The 16,892-nt window shown below is 55.4% G+C and carries 18 protein-coding genes; 8 read left to right on the top strand and 10 right to left on the bottom strand.

What is annotated here, in order from left to right:
* Nucleotides 1–47 precede the first annotated feature (47 nt).
* The 3 genes from AC2T28_RS09330 to AC2T28_RS09320 form a co-directional block, all read right to left on the bottom strand.
* Complete coding sequence (locus AC2T28_RS09330) at nt 48–1,829, bottom strand: acyl-CoA dehydrogenase C-terminal domain-containing protein (protein WP_486748700.1); 1,782 nt, start codon at nt 1,827–1,829, stop codon at nt 48–50.
* Between the two features lie 66 nt (nt 1,830–1,895).
* A complete protein-coding gene (locus AC2T28_RS09325) occupies nt 1,896–2,300 on the bottom strand; it encodes a MerR family transcriptional regulator (protein ID WP_486748699.1) in 405 nt (134 codons plus the stop codon).
* A 245-nt stretch (nt 2,301–2,545) separates the two neighbouring features.
* Nucleotides 2,546–2,914, bottom strand: a complete 369-nt coding sequence (locus tag AC2T28_RS09320) for a MerR family transcriptional regulator (RefSeq protein WP_486748698.1) — start codon at nt 2,912–2,914, stop codon at nt 2,546–2,548.
* A gap of 116 nt (nt 2,915–3,030) precedes the next feature.
* Between AC2T28_RS09320 and AC2T28_RS09315 the strand changes: the two genes are divergently transcribed.
* Genes AC2T28_RS09315 through AC2T28_RS09305 form a run of 3 tightly spaced genes read left to right on the top strand, consistent with a single transcriptional unit; the run spans nt 3,031 to nt 5,283 of the window.
* Nucleotides 3,031–3,453, top strand: coding sequence for a PaaI family thioesterase (locus AC2T28_RS09315; protein ID WP_486748697.1), 423 nt, complete (start codon nt 3,031–3,033; stop codon nt 3,451–3,453).
* A complete protein-coding gene (locus AC2T28_RS09310) occupies nt 3,450–3,980 on the top strand; it encodes a PaaI family thioesterase (protein ID WP_486748696.1) in 531 nt (176 codons plus the stop codon). Before AC2T28_RS09315 ends, AC2T28_RS09310 begins: the two co-directional genes overlap by 4 nt.
* The gene (locus AC2T28_RS09305; RefSeq protein WP_486748695.1) at nt 3,964–5,283 is read left to right on the top strand and encodes an MATE family efflux transporter; all 1,320 of its coding nucleotides are present in this window, start codon (nt 3,964–3,966) and stop codon (nt 5,281–5,283) included. The genes AC2T28_RS09310 and AC2T28_RS09305 overlap by 17 nt, the downstream gene beginning before the upstream one ends.
* Before the next feature lie 54 nt (nt 5,284–5,337).
* On the opposite strand, the gene arsC is transcribed toward AC2T28_RS09305, so the two are convergent.
* The 3 genes from arsC to AC2T28_RS09290 are packed head-to-tail and all read right to left on the bottom strand — an operon-like array spanning nt 5,338 to nt 7,069.
* Nucleotides 5,338–5,679: an arsenate reductase (glutaredoxin) gene (arsC, locus tag AC2T28_RS09300; protein ID WP_486748694.1), complete on the bottom strand. Its 342-nt coding sequence runs from the start codon at nt 5,677–5,679 to the stop codon at nt 5,338–5,340.
* Nucleotides 5,676–6,734, bottom strand: coding sequence for a quinone-dependent dihydroorotate dehydrogenase (locus AC2T28_RS09295; RefSeq protein WP_486748693.1), 1,059 nt, complete (start codon nt 6,732–6,734; stop codon nt 5,676–5,678). The genes arsC and AC2T28_RS09295 overlap by 4 nt, the downstream gene beginning before the upstream one ends.
* Complete coding sequence (locus AC2T28_RS09290) at nt 6,731–7,069, bottom strand: DUF952 domain-containing protein (RefSeq protein ID WP_486748962.1); 339 nt, start codon at nt 7,067–7,069, stop codon at nt 6,731–6,733. The genes AC2T28_RS09295 and AC2T28_RS09290 overlap by 4 nt, the downstream gene beginning before the upstream one ends.
* Nucleotides 7,070–7,313: 244 nt before the next feature.
* On the opposite strand from AC2T28_RS09290, the gene AC2T28_RS09285 reads away from it, so the two are divergent.
* From AC2T28_RS09285 to AC2T28_RS09275, 3 genes are all read left to right on the top strand, one after another.
* The gene (locus AC2T28_RS09285; RefSeq protein WP_486748692.1) at nt 7,314–8,891 is read left to right on the top strand and encodes a bifunctional metallophosphatase/5'-nucleotidase; all 1,578 of its coding nucleotides are present in this window, start codon (nt 7,314–7,316) and stop codon (nt 8,889–8,891) included.
* A 205-nt stretch (nt 8,892–9,096) separates the two neighbouring features.
* The gene (locus tag AC2T28_RS09280) at nt 9,097–9,585 is read left to right on the top strand and encodes a hypothetical protein (protein ID WP_486748691.1); all 489 of its coding nucleotides are present in this window, start codon (nt 9,097–9,099) and stop codon (nt 9,583–9,585) included.
* A gap of 36 nt (nt 9,586–9,621) precedes the next feature.
* Nucleotides 9,622–10,116, top strand: coding sequence for a helix-turn-helix transcriptional regulator (locus AC2T28_RS09275; RefSeq protein ID WP_486748690.1), 495 nt, complete (start codon nt 9,622–9,624; stop codon nt 10,114–10,116).
* 53 nt (nt 10,117–10,169) lie between these two features.
* On the opposite strand, the gene AC2T28_RS09270 is transcribed toward AC2T28_RS09275, so the two are convergent.
* Nucleotides 10,170–11,819: a tetratricopeptide repeat-containing sulfotransferase family protein gene (locus AC2T28_RS09270; RefSeq protein ID WP_486748689.1), complete on the bottom strand. Its 1,650-nt coding sequence runs from the start codon at nt 11,817–11,819 to the stop codon at nt 10,170–10,172.
* A 62-nt stretch (nt 11,820–11,881) separates the two neighbouring features.
* On the opposite strand from AC2T28_RS09270, the gene AC2T28_RS09265 reads away from it, so the two are divergent.
* Entirely contained in the window at nt 11,882–12,571 is a 690-nt protein-coding gene (locus AC2T28_RS09265; RefSeq protein WP_486748688.1) for an SOS response-associated peptidase, read from the top strand.
* Here the strand turns inward: AC2T28_RS09265 and AC2T28_RS09260 are convergent.
* A complete protein-coding gene (locus AC2T28_RS09260; protein ID WP_486748687.1) occupies nt 12,568–13,065 on the bottom strand; it encodes a MarR family winged helix-turn-helix transcriptional regulator in 498 nt (165 codons plus the stop codon). The two genes, AC2T28_RS09265 and AC2T28_RS09260, sit on opposite strands and share 4 nt — an antisense overlap.
* A gap of 181 nt (nt 13,066–13,246) precedes the next feature.
* Here AC2T28_RS09260 and mnmH point away from each other — a divergent pair, with 181 nt between their 5' ends.
* Entirely contained in the window at nt 13,247–14,317 is a 1,071-nt protein-coding gene (gene mnmH, locus AC2T28_RS09255) for a tRNA 2-selenouridine(34) synthase MnmH (RefSeq protein WP_486748686.1), read from the top strand.
* Here the strand turns inward: mnmH and selD are convergent.
* Together selD and AC2T28_RS09245 are read right to left on the bottom strand one after the other, a co-directional pair.
* Nucleotides 14,310–16,469, bottom strand: a complete 2,160-nt coding sequence (selD, locus tag AC2T28_RS09250; protein ID WP_486748685.1) for a selenide, water dikinase SelD — start codon at nt 16,467–16,469, stop codon at nt 14,310–14,312. The two genes, mnmH and selD, sit on opposite strands and share 8 nt — an antisense overlap.
* A 51-nt stretch (nt 16,470–16,520) precedes the next feature.
* Nucleotides 16,521–16,889 (bottom strand): Na+/H+ antiporter subunit G, encoded by a 369-nt coding sequence (locus AC2T28_RS09245; protein WP_486748684.1) that lies wholly within the window; start codon nt 16,887–16,889, stop codon nt 16,521–16,523.
* Nucleotides 16,890–16,892 lie beyond the last annotated feature (3 nt).

The following is a 16,892-nucleotide window of genomic DNA, read 5'->3' as shown; positions in this document are numbered from 1 at the left end:
GATCCTTGAAACAGGGTGGAAAGGCGGGAATTCCCGCCATCCCTATCTTAGAATTGGTCAGCCTGCAGCGCCATCACAGTATCTGCGCCGCTTTGAATACGGGTCAGATGCATCGAAGTGGCAGGCAGGCGACGTGCCATATAATACCGGCCAGTTGTCAGCTTTGTCTCATAGAACGCAGCGTCAGAGGCCCCAGCTTCAAGCGCGCCTTGGGCTGCCTTACCCATCTGCGCCCACATCAGGCCCAGGCAGACATGGCCAAACATGTGCATGAAGTCATAAGACCCGGCCAGCGCGTTGTTCGGGTTCTTCATCCCGTTCTGCATGAAGTACATGCCAGCGGCTTGCAGGTCCTTGCTCGCAGCTTTCAGCGGCTCAACGAAATCGGCAGTGAAGGCTTCGGAAATGTCGCCATTGTCCTTGCAGAAGGTTTTGACCATCTCAAAGAAGGCCATCACGTGCTTGCCGCCATCGGCACCCAGTTTGCGACCCACCAGATCCAGCGCCTGCACACCGTTGGCCCCCTCATAGATCTGCGCAATACGGGCGTCGCGGGTGAACTGGCTCATGCCGTGTTCTTCGATGTAGCCGTGACCGCCATAAACCTGCTGGGCACGCACGGTCATGTCATAGCCTTCATCCGTCAGGAAGCCCTTGATCACAGGGGTCAGCAATGAAACCAGCCCGTCGGCATCCTTGTCTTCATTGCGATGCGCAGCGTCGATCATCGACGCGCCCCAAAGCAGAAACGCGCGACCGCCTTCGGTGAAACTTTTCTGATCCATCAAAGAACGGCGTATATCCGGGTGCACGATCAGCGGATCAGCTGGCCCATCCGGGTTCTTCGGTCCAGTTACATCGCGGCCCTGTAGGCGATCCTTGGCGTATTCCACCGCATTCTGATAGGCGGCTTCGGCCTGAGATACGCCCTGCATGCCAACACCCAAACGGGCTTCGTTCATCATGGTGAACATGGCGCGCATACCCTTGTGCATGTCACCAAGCAGATAGCCCGTGGCTTCGTCATAGTTCATCACGCAGGTTGAATTGCCGTGGATGCCCATTTTCTTTTCGATGTTGCCAACGGACACGCCGTTACGGTTGCCCAGGCTGCCGTCTTCGTTGACGTGGAACTTGGGCACGATGAACAGGGACACACCCTTGATGCCATCGGGGCCGCCAGGGATCTTGGCCAATACAAGGTGAATGATGTTATCGGCCATGTCGTGTTCGCCAGCCGAGATAAAGATCTTTTGTCCCGAAATCTTGTAGCTGCCATCGTCTTGTGGCTCGGCTTTGGTGCGCATCAGGCCCAAATCGGTGCCACAATGGGGCTCGGTCAGGTTCATGGTACCGGTCCACTCACAAGACACCATGTTGGGCAGATAGGTATCTTTCTGCTGGTCGGTGCCATGTGCCAAAATGGCGGATGCCGCGCCATGGGTCAGGCCCTGATACATCACAAACGCTTGGTTTGCGCCCGAGAACATTTCACCCACAGCAGTGCCCATGACATAGGGCATGTTCTGGCCGCCATATTGCTCGGGCATATCCAACCCGGTCCAGCCGCCTACTTTCATCTGGTCAAAGGCTGCCTTGAAACCAGTAGGGGTGCGAACCACGCCATTTTCCAGCGAACAACCTTCGGTGTCACCGACAACATTCAAGGGTTGAAGAACTTCACCCGCAATTTTACCGGCTTCTTCCAGGATCGCGCTGGTGAACTCAGGGTCCAGCTCGTCATAGCCGGGGACATCTGATGCGGTAACCTTGAGAACATCGTGCAACAGAAACTGCATGTCTTTGGTCGGGGCGGAATAAACTGGCATCGGGGGCTCTCTGATATCTTGGAACTACGGGTGTGCAACAACAGCAACGCAAGGGCGCTATTGGAGCTATTCAGCGGCTTTCTGACCGGACTTGACCGAGGCGATAACTTTCTCGCCCCACTTTAGCTGTTGCTTCAGGTCGTCAATGGCCTCGTTCAGCTCATCTCGTTGACGCTCCATGTCGGCCAGCCGATCACAAGCAATGTCATATGTGCGCGACAGCTGCGTGTGCTGCTGGTCACCCATATGGTAGAGATCCAGAAGCTGACGAATTTCTTCCAGGCTAAAGCCAAACCGTTTGCCGCGCAGAATCAGCTTCAGGCGTGCCCGGTCTCGCTTGGTAAACAGCCGTTTCTGACCCTCTCGGATTGGAAACAACAGTTCTTTGGCTTCGTAAAATCGCAAGGTGCGCGGCGTAACCTCATAGGTGTCGCACATTTCGCGGATCGTTAGGGTTTCTTCATCAGTCATCTCGGATACTCTTGCTACGGGTTGCAGTCATAAGCTGAGCTGTACAGATCTAGCTTACAACATTTTCTTGACGTTTACGTAAGTTGTACGCTGCGTCAATTCTGGATGTGACGTAGGGTCTAAATGAATACGTGCTCGGAAATTGAAAAAATTATGCTGCCCGTTACAGAGTAAGTAACGTGTCAAAAAAGAAAAAACCCTGCACAAGGCAGGGTTTATGGTGCGATATCTCGTAACTTTCTTGCTCAGGCCAAATCTTTTTCGGCCACTTTGCGGAGGCTGCTCAATTCGGCCATGGCCTCATCAATTTGCTCACGCTGAGACTGTAGCTCGATCATTTGCCGGTCAGCCATCTCCAGAAAGGCCTGCGCCTGCGCCTGATCGCCTTCGTTTTCATAGATCAATAGCCACTGGCGGATTTCCTCCAACTGAAACCCAAACCTGCGTCCACGCATGATCAATTTCATTCGGGCACGTTCACGAGCCGTATAAAACCTTGAGCGACCTTCACGATCCGGCTTCAACAACTCTATGTACTCATAGTACCGCAATGTCCGTGGCGTCACATCAAACGCCGCGCACATCTCTTTGAATGACAATCTCGTTTCGGTCATCCATGATCCTCCCTTGAGGGCAAACTAGGCACTTGCTTTGCGTTGTGCAACAGGTTGGGGTTGCTCATTGGTAAGTCGGCTGCGCATAAAGTCGCTCAAATCATAGGGACATCACAATGGTTGAAAAGTCGCAATTGGCCCGCCAGTTCATTCAGGCAATTCCCCATGCCCAAGAACTGGGGATGGTGCTCACCCAAATTGGTGACGGTATGGCAGAGATCACCATGCCCTATGATGTCAAACTTATCGGTGACCCAAGTACCGGTGTCGTTCACGGTGGGGCGGTTTCTGCCCTGATGGACACCTGTTGCGGTGCCGCTGTGATGAGCCATCCCGAAGCCCCCGGCGGCACAGCCACAATTGACTTGCGGATCGAATACATGCGCTCGGCCACCCCTGGGCAGACCATTACAACCAAGGCCACTTGCCATCACATAAGCCGTAACGTGGCCTTTGTGCGTGCGGTTGCACTGGATGATGACAAGGACCGCCCGGTTGCCACCGCAACAGCTGCCTTTTCTGTGGAGGCCACGTTTTGAGCCGTCCTCGTCCCGAGCCCATGCAGGTTGTCAAACAACGTCGCGATGCTGCCTTGTCCGCGCTGGTGTCCTCGGTGCCCTATATCCGGTTTCTGAACATCAGTTTTGACCGGCGTGGGGACGAGTTGACCGGCCAGATGAATTTTGATGAGAAACTGATCGGCAATCCGTTTCTGCCCGCGCTTCATGGCGGCGCAACAGCGGCCTTTCTGGAAATGACCGCGATGATGGCGCTGAACTGGCAGCATCTCTGGCCCAAGATCGAAGCGGGCGAGATCGACCCAGACGATCTGGCGGCAGGTAAACTGCCCCGACAGCCCAAGACTATCGATTTTACTGTTGATTACCTGCGGTCTGGATTGCCGCGTGATGCCTATGCTCGCGCAGTTGTCGCCCGCTCGGGTCGCCGCTTTGCCAGCGTGAGGGTCGAGGCCTGGCAGGACAACAAGGACCGCCCTTTTGCCCAGGCTGTCGGCCACTTCCTGATGCCGCAAGGCGTGGATAAACGCGATGCAGCAAAAAACTGATACGTTTCTGGGGCACCGGAGGGTGCTCAAGATTGCACTGCCGATTGTGCTGTCCAATGCCACCGTGCCGATTCTGGGGGCGGTGGATACCGGCGTGGTTGGGCAAATGGGAGCGGCTGCTCCGATTGGGGCCGTCGGCATCGGGGCGATAATTCTCTCTGCTCTATACTGGGTGTTTGGTTTCCTGCGGATGGGGACTGTTGGTCTGACCAGTCAGGCATTGGGAGCGGGCGAACGCGGTGAAGTGGCAGCGTTGTTAACACGCGCATTGCTGATCGGGTTTGGTGCTGGTCTGGCTTTGATCTTGCTGCAAGCGCCGTTGTTCTATCTGTCTTTCCAGCTGGCACCGGCCACACCCGAGGTCGAAGGACTGGCCAAAGACTATCTGCGCATTCGGGTTTGGTCTGCACCGGCAGCTATTGGGTTGTATGGCATTACTGGCTGGTTGATTGCACAGGAACGCACCCGCGCTGTTCTGGTGCTGCAGTTGTGGATGAATGGCATCAATATCCTGCTGGACTTGTGGTTCGTCTTGCAGTTGGGCTGGGGCGTGAACGGGGTTGCCTATGCGACTTTCATTGCCGAATGGTCGGCGCTGGCGTTGGGCATATGGTTTTGTCGCGGCGTCCTTCGGATGCCGGACTGGCACAACTGGGTACAGGTCTTTGATCGTGACCGCCTACGCAATATGGCCATGGTCAATGGCGATATCCTGATCCGTTCGTTGTTGTTGCAGGCAATGTTTGTAGCTTTTTTATTTTTTGGCGCAGGGTTTGGGGATGTGGTCCTGGCAGCCAATCAGGTGTTGTTACAGTTCCTGCTTATCACTGCCTATGCGATGGACGGGTTTGCCTTTGCGGCAGAATCGCTGGTGGGGCAGGCGGTTGGGTCCCGTCAAAGCCAACTTTTGCGGCGAAGCGCCTGGCTGACCAGTTTTTGGGGGCTGGTTGTAGTGGTTGTCCTGGCAATTATTTTTGCGCTGGCCGGGGGGACGATCATCAACATCATGGCGACATCAGAAGAGGTTCGCGAGACGGCGCGAATTTATCTGCCCTACATGGTTCTAGCGCCACCTCTGGGTTGGGCTGCTTGGATGCTTGATGGGATTTTCATTGGTGCAACAGCAACACGTGACATGCGAAACATGATGATAGTCAGCTTTGCAGTCTATGCCGCTGCCGTTGCTGCGCTTGTCCCATTGCTGGGCAACCATGGTCTGTGGATGGCTCTTTTGATCTCATTTGTGGCGCGCGGGATCAGTTTGGGGCTCCGCTATCCAGCTCTTGAAGCCCGCGCAACGTAACCCGGAGTTTTGAAAAAATCCGGGACGTTTTCTGCGCAGAAAACGGCTTGCTGATCAGAGTAGGGCCTCAAGCGCCTCGGTTGGGCGACCTATTGCGGCCGTGTCACCTGAAATGGCAATCGGGCGCTCAATCAGAGCCGGATTACTAACCATGGCAGCCAACAGCTCCGCCTCCGAGCTGTCTTTGCCAAGACCCAGTTCTTTGAACAGGGCATCCTTGCAGCGCATCATTTCAATAGCCGAAACGCCAAGTGCGGCTTGAACCTGTTTGATCTCTTCCAGTGATGGCGCATCTGTCAGGTAAAGCCGGGTCTGAACCTCAACGCCTTTCCCCTCAAACAGCGCCAGACCGGCGCGCGATTTGGAACAGCGTGGGTTGTGCCAATAACTTATCATAGCCAGTCCTCTCGTTTACTGCCGACAGCCTCGGCCACGGTGTTGAACCCGTCACGGGCCAGCAAGTCGTCCAAGCCGCGGGCAACGTCACCAGCGAGGGACAGACCCTGATAGATCATCGCTGTGTACAGCTGTACTGCACTGGCCCCGGCGCAGATCTTGGCATAGGCTTGCTCAGGTGAACTGATGCCACCAACGCCGACCAGTGGAACCTGTCCGTCCAGCAATTTCGACAGCTGCGCCAGAACGCGGGTGGATTTCTCATAGACCGGCGCACCAGATAACCCACCCATCTCGCCTTTATGGGGGCTGTTCAGCCCTTCACGCGACAGGGTGGTATTGGTAGCAATCACCGCGTCAATTCCGGTTTCCACAGCGACCTCGGCAATGTCCTGTAGCTCTTCAACGGTCAGATCCGGTGCAATTTTCAAAAACACCGGCACCCTGCGCGACAACCCATCACGGGTTTCGATCACGCCAGACAACAGCGCCGACAGCGCAGCCTTGCCCTGCAGATCCCGCAATTTTTCAGTATTGGGAGAGGACACATTCACCGTCGCAAAGTCCAGATGTGCGCCACAGTGCTCCAACACACGGGCAAAATCACCGGCGCGGTCGTCACTGTCCTTGTTGGCCCCCAGGTTCAGACCAATCACAGCATCCTTGGGGCGCTGTGCAAGCCGCTGGCCGATTAGCTCCATGCCCTCGTTGTTGAACCCAAAGCGATTGATTGCCGCCTTGTCTTCGGTCAGGCGGAACAGGCGGGGTTTGGGATTGCCGGGCTGTGGGCGAGGGGTGGCGGCACCGACCTCGATAAAGCCAAAGCCAGATTGGCTCAGCGGCGTCAGCGCCTCGGCGTTCTTATCAAATCCCGCAGCAAGGCCCACGGGATTGGGCAGATCAATCCCAGCCAGTGTTGTTTTTAGCCGAGAAGAGGTGACCGCACCCGGTGTTGGGGTCATCCTCATCTTCAAGGCTTTAATGGCTAGACCATGGGCTGCTTCTGGGTCCATTCGGTGCAGGGCTGTGAGGCCGATTTTCTCGATCAGTTTCATGCCATCTCCGCCGGGAATTGATGTGCGCCGTCAACCAGCGGCAGGGGTTTTACCCACAGCAACTCGGACAGTTTGAGCGTGCGAAACAGATGCGGGAATAATGCATCACCGCGGGACACTTCCCATTTCAGGGCGTCTCCCATGTCGTCGGCTTCAAAGGCCAGCAGCATCAGGCCCTCGGCCCCGGCAAAATGCTTGGCGGCCGTTTCTGCGGCCTGTTTGGCGGTTGAGAAATGAATGAAACCATCGCTTAGGTCGATCGGAGCGCCCAAAGTTTCACCCTGTGAGTCGAACGCGGCCCATTCGTCGGCGCGGAATATCTTGTAAATCAGCATGAAGGCGTGATGCCCTGCGGCTGCGCCGGGGTCAAGCATTTGGCTTTGTAACGCTGCCTAAATAGGCAGCGAAACCGTCATTTCAGCGTCATGTAAGTGGCCTATTCAAAGGGGCAGTTGGGGAAGTTGCGACAATAGTCTTGCGATTCCGACAGCTGGACGCAAGAATGTCATATTCCCCAACGTGGATGCATCATTCGTGTCCATCGGGGCGATAACAAGAAGAACTGGGAGATTCTCTATTATGATGACGCGAATTCTTACTTCGGTGGCGGCCCTTGGGCTGACAGCTGGTATGGCTGCGGCCGACTATAAACTGACAATTCTGCACACCAACGATTTCCACTCCAGATTTGAGCCGGTCAGCAAGTATGACAGCGGCTGCCGTGAAGGCGACAACGCCGAAGGTAAGTGCTTTGGTGGCTCTGCTCGTTTGGTGACGGCAATCGCCGATGCGCGTGCTCGCTCGAACAACTCGATCCTGGTGGATGGTGGCGACCAGTTCCAGGGCTCGCTGTTCTATACCTATTACAAGGGTAAAGTTGCAGCCGAAATGATGAACAAAATGGGCTACGACGGCATGACCGTTGGTAACCACGAGTTCGATGACGGCCCCGAAGTTCTGCGTGGCTTCATGGATTCGGTTGATTTCCCAATCCTAATGTCTAACGCCGACGTCAGCGCCGAGCCTGCTCTGGCTGGTGTTCTGAACAAATCCACCGTGATCGAGCGCGGCGGTGAAAAAATCGGCCTGATCGGCCTGACACCAGAAGACACCCACGATCTGGCCAGCCCTGGCAAAAACATCACCTTTGGTGACCCGGTTGCTGCGGTTCAGGCTGAAGTAGACCGCCTGACAGCCGAAGGCGTGAACAAGATTATCGTGCTCAGCCACTCGGGTTATGTTCTCGACCAAAAAGTTGCCGCCGAAACGACCGGTGTTGACGTGATTGTTGGTGGCCACTCGAACAGCTACCTGTCGAACGTGTCCGACCGTGCAGTTGGTCCTTACCCGACAATGGTCAACGACACAGCGATTGTTCAGGCCTATGCCTATGGCAAGTTCCTGGGTGAACTGAACGTGACCTTTGACGACGCCGGCAACGTGGTTGAGGCCGCAGGTGAGCCGCTGAGCATGGATGCAGCCGTGGCCGAAGACGAAGCCACAGTTGCCCGTATCGCCGAGCTGGGCACACCACTGGAAGAAATCCGCACCAAGGTTGTGGCCGAGTCAGCTGAATCCATCAACGGTGACCGCGCAACCTGCCGTATTCAGGAATGCCAGATGGGCAATCTTGTAGCGGATGCGATGTTGGCACGGGTAAAGGACCAGGGCGTCACCATTGCCATTGCAAACTCGGGCGGCATTCGTGCCAGCATGGAACCGGGTGAAGTCACAATGGGCGAAGTACTGTCGGTTCTGCCGTTCCAGAATACCCTGTCGACCTTTGAACTGGATGGCGCGACCCTGGTTGCGGCACTTGAAAACGGTGTAAGCCAGGTGGAAGAGGTCAAAGGCCGCTTCCCACAGGTTGCCGGTCTGAAGTTTAGCTGGGATGCAAGCGTTGCAGCCGGCGAAGGCCGAATCCAGGACGTTATGGTTGCCGATGGCGACGGTTTCGTTGCGGTTGATCCGGCCAAAACCTACATGGTTGTGACCAACAACTATGTGCGTGGCGGCGGTGACGGCTACAAAATGTTCGCAGGCGACGACAAGAACGCCTATGACTTTGGCCCAGACCTGGCTGATGTTCTGGCTGAATACATGGCAACAAACTCGCCATATACACCTTACGTTGATGGACGTATTTCTCAGAAGTAAGCACTCACGAGAAAGCTAAGAAGTGGCCCCGCTGATCGATGTCAGCGGGGCTTTTTTTACGTGCAATGTCCGTGGTTCCGGGCATAGGCCTTTTGCTTAAATACGGCAATTTCAACCAAAGTCGTATTCCTCAGACACCCGCTTGAGTGATTGGATTGGGTATATCCAGCTTGAGGAAAAGCAAATGTTGAACAAGACAATATTGATGAGTGTCGCTGCCACGCTGATGGCAACAACCGCTATGGCACAGGTCACCAAGGCGGAGATTGTTCAGGAGCTGACCGACGAGGGCTATACTGAGATCGAGATCAGGCAAACACTGTTCGGAAATACCAAGTTCGAAGCCACAGGGCCGGGCGTCGAGCGTGAAATTGTTCTGGGGAAAGACGGGACTGTTTTGCGTGACAGAACCGAGATCGACGACGAAGAAGATGACGATGAAGAGGATCTGGAAGAGGACGATCTGGAAGACGTTGAAGACGAGATCGAAGATGACCTCGAAGAGGAGGACGATGAAGAGGGTGATGATAGCGAAGACGACGACGGTGAAGACGATCCCGAGGATGAGGGAGACGACGACGGCGAAGAAGACGACGATGGCGAGGACGACGATGGTGAGGAAGAGGGAGACGACGATGGGGAAGATGACGACGACGGGGAAGGCGAAGAAGATGAGGGCGAGGACGACGACTAAGCCCTGATCAGCTTGATTAGTTTGGAGCACGTTTAGTTGAAACTACCACTGACATCATCCGCGATGTTCAAGGTTGGGGGGCTAATTTACTTAGCCTCCGCCTTGGCGTTTCTGTCGCAGCTGGTTGGCGAGATTACGGGATACTACCTGATTTCTAACAGCTGGCTGGCACATGAACTGGTGTCTCTTGCCACATTAGTGGGGTTCGTCTCTGGCGCCGTGTTGATCTGGCGCAGCCATCGCCAGCTTCAACGCCGCAACCGCGAAGTTGAGCGCCACCTGCGTGCCGCCCAGGGGCAGTTCTTTGCCATGTTGAATGGTCAGTTTGACCGTTGGGCCCTTAGCAAGGCTGAAAAGGACATTGCCTTGCTCACTGTCAAAGGACTGTCCGTTGCGGAAATCGCCGACCTACGAAAGACCAGCCAAGGCACGGTGAAATCGCAAAACAGTTCGATTTACCGGAAAGCCGGAGTGAAGACACGCACCCAACTGTTGGGGGTACTGATTGACGAACTGTTGCCCGACGATTGAGCGCATTCGTTAGAAAGCCTAGAGGTGGTCTTGTCTTTCAAGATCTGAACCGGTCACAAATCGTACTCGGGCCACAGTGTCGCATCCAGTTTGGCAAGAAAAGGTTGAAGCTCTTCAGCGGCCTGCTTCCACTTGCCAACAGATCTAGATGAGATTTTGCTCCGCACCTGATCAATGCTGGCGGTCTTAACGGTCGAAGTGTTTCGTTCAGGCGCGATCATCGCTGGATCCCAGTCAATCCCACAGTGTGCGGCAACTTGCCTGATAACGGTTTCGGGCTCAGCTATGAGCTGCTCGTATTGAATTGTAAGGATCTGGCCTGCAAACTTTGCCTGCCACATATTTATGTAACGTCGATACAGGTTGGCACTATGGGCCATGGCAGCCCAGTCATTCGCGTGAGTTATGCCGCTGGCTGGAAACCGTTGGATCCATGTGGATAGCGCGGTATCACGGGGATCTCTGAGGATATTGACGACCTTGGCGTTTGGGATGGCCGACAAAATATGACCTACATTCTGGTAGTTATGTGGCATCTTGTCGACAAACGCTTTGCTGCTAGGCAAAAGCGGAGGCAGGCTCTCGGCATAATAAGCGGCAAGTTCGTTCGCCTCTGACACGGAAAATCCATGCGCGCTTTTCAGGTGTTCTCTGCAAAACTGGCCCACAGCTGGTAGCTCGCCACAGGCCTCTGTTGTTTTCGATGATGACAACATCATCTCAAGCAAAGTTGTTCCAGATCTGGGCTGACCAACAACGAAGATGGGAACAACCGAGGCCAAATCAGGATGCCCATCGGCGACAACGGGATCTTCGAACCCCTGTCTTGCAACTTCAAAGAGCTGGTCTTGTTTCACTTCATCATATGGGTTCTTGGCAAATCGAGCGGCGTTTGCTTTGGCAAAAAGAGGCAAGGCGTTCGTCAGGCCTTCGCATGTCTTTACAAGTTGGGCATGCGCATAATGAAGCAGGTCTTCTTGCTGGATGGCATCCGTTGAAATCTGGTCTATGTTTTTGAGCAGCCTTTGGGCCTCGTCTGGCGTTGCCAGCAGAGAAAGCTCGTAGATTGCATTTAGATCGCTCGGGTCTCTATCGACTATCGAAGCAAAGATCTGCTTGGCCTCTTGCTTGTCGCCCCGCTGATGCAGGCTTTGCGCGTATAGTCTGGCAGCCATGGGGTGGGTCGGCGAAAGCTCATAAGCCTGGAACCGATCCTCAAAACTAAGATCATAGCGGTTCATGTGGTTGTAGGCTGTGCCACGCAAGCAGAGCAATTCCACCTTGCCTGGAAACCGGTCCAGCCGATGCGTGGTGAATTTAACCAGTTCAGCCCATTGCTCACTTCTGGCCATCAGGTTTCCAAGCAACGAGACAAAGTGTAGGCGATCGGGGTATTTTTCGATCGTCTTGAACAGATATTCTTCCGCGACGGTTACCTGGTTCGACATCTCAAGAGCTGAAACGAGGTTCTCAACGTCCTTTTCGTCACCTGGGCGTAATTTGGCTGCACCAAGAAAATACTGAGCGGCCTTTTTGTACTGTCCATCGGATTGCAAAACAAAACCAGTCATCGACCAAAAGTCAGGATCTTTTGGGAATTTTTTCACTCCCAGTTTGGCCTTCTTCAGGGCTTGGGAGTTCTTCGCGTTCTCCATGTCTGCTAGGATCTTTGACTTGAGTAGAGAAGCTGGGGGCGCGGACATGAACTTTGGAAATCCTTGAGTTTTGTCTGGACTTGGCAGTGCAGTTTGGGGATTTTTGGACCATGTGTGGACGACTTGCAACTACTCTTCCCAACGATGCCATGGCGCAGCTGTTTGCAGCTGTGCCCGCCAATAATCTGCCCAATGTCCCGAACTTCAATGTCTGCCCTACAAACCCAGTACATGTGGTGCGCAGTGGCGAGTTGGGGCGCCAGCTGCTGTCAATGCGTTGGGGATTTCTGCCGCATTGGTATCAAGCTCCAAACGCTGGTCCGCTGCTGATCAACGCCCGTGCCGAGACAATCGCCAACAAACCCGCCTTTGCCTCGGCCTGTCGCGAACGCCGCTGCCTGATCCCGGCGACTGGTTTTTATGAATGGACCAAGGACGCGCTGGATCGCAGGTTACCGTGGTATTTCCAGCGCCGTGATGAGGCCCCTGTGGCCTTTGCCGGGATCTGGCAAAGTTGGGGCAACGACGATTCCGTTAACAGCTGCGCGATTGTCACCACAGCTGCCAATCAACAGATTTCATCGGTCCACCACCGGATGCCCTTGATCCTGGAACATCAGGATTGGCCACTCTGGCTAGGGGAGCAAGGGCAGGGGGCCGCCACATTGATGCAGCCCGGCGATAACGATGTGCTAGAGTTTCACCGGGTTGACCCGGCGGTGAACTCCAACCGGGCGTCAGGCCCCGAATTGATCGAGCCCTTTGACGAAAATGATATCCCGCGCGGGCAGCTGATCTAGGCGTTGCCCTGGTCTGATGTAGTATCCAGGCTGCGGTGCGGCGCGCGGCTCAAGTCATTTCCAGCCAGAACAACCTTCTGCATCAAATTGACCAGCAGTTCTTGTTCCTCAGAATCCAAGCCCGCCAAAATGTCCGGCTGTGCGTTTTCCACCAGCGGATGCGCTTGCTTTAGCAAAGCCTCACCATCTGATGACAAAAACAGCTCGCGCGCACGCCGGTCGGTGGCTGAGACTTTTCTTTGCACCATGCCCTTGGCCTCCAGGCGATCAATAACCTTGCCCAGGGTGGCACGGTCATAGGCAATCAACCCCGCAACCGAGGCCTGATCGATGCCAGGATGATCCCGGATTGCACAGAGTGCCGCATATTGGACCGGTGTAATGGAAAGCCCGCCAGAGGCCACATGCTCCATGAACTGGGCCACGGAAATTTGGTTCAACCTGCGGATCAGGTGACCCGGCATATTATGAATATCCAAAGGGTGTAATTCCATTGTGTTCCCGCAAATTAGCCCAGTTTTTGTAGGGTGGAAGGACACCCATCTCGCCAAGTATCGTTCAAAATACTCAAATTAAGATTACTTATGCTGGGAACCACTGTGCAAGTAGCTTTTTGTTGCGTGCCGGGTCGAAACGACACTTCCCTCAGGTCAATGCTGCGGGTACAGAGAGCCTATGGCTTTGACTTTTTGCTCGTTACTAGAATTGCTTGATCACTCGTTTGATAGTGTGATCGATGTGCGCAGCCCCGCCGAGTTTGCCGAAGATCATGTTCCGGGTGCTATCAACCTGCCGGTGCTGGACAACGATGAACGCGCCCAGGTTGGGACGATGTATGTGCAAAAAAGCCGGTTCCTGGCCCGCAAGCTGGGCGCGGCCATGGTGTTCAAAAACGCTGCACAGCACATAGAAACAACAATGACCGACAAAGACGGTGGCTGGCAGCCGCTGGTCTATTGCTGGCGCGGTGGCCAGCGCTCTGGGTCATTTACTTGGATGTTGCAGCAAATTGGTTGGCGCGCTGATGTAGTGGAGGGCGGTTACCAGACCTATCGCCGTTTGGTGAAGGCCTATCTCTATGACACACCCTTAGCACATCGCTTGATTGCCTTGGATGGCTATACCGGCACAGCCAAAACCGACCTGTTGAAACTGGTACAGGAACGTGGTGCGCAGGTTCTGGATCTGGAAGGTCTGGCCAATCATCGCGGATCATTGCTGGGTGGGATGGACGGCCCCCAGCCAAGCCAAAAGGCGTTTGAAACAAACGCCGCTGCCCAATTGGCACGGTTTGACCATACCAAACCCGTTTTGGTCGAGGCGGAGTCCAACAAGATCGGCGAGCGCATCATTCCGCCATCGTTGTGGACTGCAATGAAGGCAGCCCCACGTATTCAGGTCAACGCACCAGTTGCCGCGCGTTGCCGATATTTGGTTCGAGCATATGATGACATCTTGTCCGATGCATCAAAACTGCGCCGAAAACTGAACCCACTGCGGGCGCATCGTTCAAATGTGGTAGTAGACAAATGGCTGGATCTGATCGCCACGGGGGACAAGTCAGGATTGACCGAGGCCCTGATGGTTCAGCACTATGATCCGGCATACCTCAAATCACGGCAAACGGCTAACGCCGAGGTCAGGAGCGAAGTGACCGTAGACGAGCTGGATACAGATGGGCTGAATAAAGCAGCTGATCAGATATCTGTATTGGTCCAGTCGTATGGTGCGGCCGAAATTAGTTAATCTTGATACCAGCGTGAGCGTCCGTGACCGAGCCGATTACGGCTGCTTGTTCACCAACTTCGTGTAATCGCGCCATGAGGGTTTGCGCCTCGTCGGCGGCAACCGCGGCCAGCAAGCCACCTGCGGTCTGCGGGTCAAACAACAGCTCCTGGGAGCCGCTGATTTGATGCTCAGGAGCCAAAGCCCGGTTTTCAACAAACAACGAGGATTTCACTCCTTGTCGGCTCAACTCCTTGGCCCCGGACATTAGCGGCACTGCCGCCATGTTCAGAACGGCGCCAACACCGGATGCTTCACAGATCCCAGACAGGTGGCCATACAGGCCAAAGCCAGTGACATCAGTTATGGCATGGGCGGGTTGCAATATCTTCGCGGTCTCCGCCTGTGGGCGAGACATCATCGCCAGGGCCTCGCTCACCCAAGCGCCATCAGCTTGGCCCGCCATTTCAGCTGCCATAATCACGCCCGAGCCAATTGGCTTGGTCAGGAGCAACACATCTCCGGGTTTGGCCCCGGCAAGTGTACTTGCCGGGCGAGGGCACAGCCCCGTCACGGTGAAGCCAATGGTCAACTCGTCCCCCAGCGAGGTGTGCCCGCCGACAATCTCGGCTCCAGCACTCCGCATGACGTCGGTAGAGGCAGCCATGATCTCACTCAGGGTACGTTGCTGCAGTTCAGACGACATGCGCGGCAAGATCAGATTGGCCGTGGCCGCTTGCGGCTCTGCCCCCATGGCCCAGATATCGCCCAGTGCATGAACCGCTGTGATTCGGGCCATTAACACCGGATCATTAGTTAGTGCGCGTAAATGATCCGAGCTGATAACCAGTTTAACCCCGCCAGTGATCAGCAAGGCAGCATCGTCGCCGGGCAGTGGGGTGATGTCATCGCGAACGCTACCGGGAAGCGGTTCCAGCGCAGCCCGCAGCGCAGTGCGCCCCACCTTGGCCCCACAGCCACCGCACATCGGCTTGTCTCCCAATGCTTCGGCCATTCCAAGCGTATGATGCGGGGGTAGTTCTGGCTGCTCCATTTCGGGCAACTCGCGAAACTTGATCATGAAGGTCTGGTCGATGTGATTTTTCCAGCGCCACATCAGCGACCCCGATAGGGTGAGTCCATGCCGTTCGGCCAGGGCAGATTTCTCACCAAGTGAGACCAGCTTCAGGTAATCATTTTGAGGCTTATACGGACGCAGATCTTCGCCGCTCAGAACCGCACATAGATTGTCAAACAGCACCGGTGCCTGCCGCACCGCATAGACCCCAGCTTTGGGGCGCGGCGTGTGGCTTAGATGGGCGCAATCGCCCGCAGCAAAGACCAAAGGGTCCGAGCTTTGCAAATTCTGATCCACCGAGATGAAACCATTGTGCAGCTCAAGTCCGGTCCCTGCGATCCAGTCATAGGGCCGCGCTCCCGCAGCGCCAGTGGTGAAATCCGACAGCACCTCGCGCCCATCCGCCAGGCGTATGTGGTCTGGTTCGATACTTGCGATCTCGACACCTTCCAGCAATGTGACCGCGTGTTCGGTCAAGGCAGTGCGCAACTTGGCGCGGGCCTTGCTGCCAATGGCCCGTAACGCATGGGCGTTGTCGATCAGAGTGGCCTGCGCCAGCCGTCCACGCGCGCGCAGCGAATGGGCCATTGCCAGAACCAGCTCAACCCCGGCAACGCCGCCGCCAATGACCGCAATATGGGCTGGGCCATCGCCATTTCGAAACGCCCCCCATGTCTTAGCAAAGGAACCCAATGGTTTGGCGGGTACGGCATAGTCAGCAAATCCTGGTAGATCTGGCATGTCCGAAGTGATGCCAATATCAACCGAAGCCACGTCATAAGCGATCGGAGGCCGCCCCGGCACATGTATCTGCCGCTCCTCGGTGTCGATGCCCGTAGCAGCCCCGAGCACAACCCGAGCTCCCGCAAAACGGGCCAGCTTGACCAGATCGATGTCCAGTTCTTCACGTTGATAGTGCCCGGCTACAAATCCCGGCAGCATGCCCGAATAGGGCGCGGTGGGGCCAGGGTTGATAACGGTCAGTCGCGCACCGGGCAGGGGAGACATCCCCCATTTGCGCAACACCAGTGCATGAGCATGCCCGCCGCCAATCAGTACAAGGTCTCTGGTCAGCGGCAGGCGTGTATCATGCATATCAAGTGGGGCCTAAAATATAGGAAGTGGTGCTGAACAGAGGGGTTCCGTTCAGCTCTCTTTACTTTCGGGCAGGTCTGTTGTTGCCCAGTCGCCATCTTCACCCGCCGATGGCAGGCTCTCGCGGCTTTCTCGACGGTGGATATGCACCTTGGCAATGAAGTTCGCCGTGATCGGAGCTGTCAGCAGCAAGAACAGGGTGATCATCAGCTCGTGCACGGACATATAAGGACCATTTGCAAAGGCATTGGCCATCGAGGCCAGCAACACGCCGCCCACACCCAAAGTGGTCGCTTTGGTTGGGGCGTGCAGGCGTGACATGGCATCGCTCAGTTTTAACAACCCGTACGAGCCGACAAAACCAAAGATGCCCGCCGTAACCAGGAACACAGTGATCAGGATTTCGAAAAATTGCGCCATGTC

Source organism: Parasedimentitalea nitratireducens, from assembly GCF_057444295.1.
The sequence above is the reverse complement of the archived record's forward strand: the minus strand, read 5'-3'. Positions and strand labels throughout refer to the sequence as shown.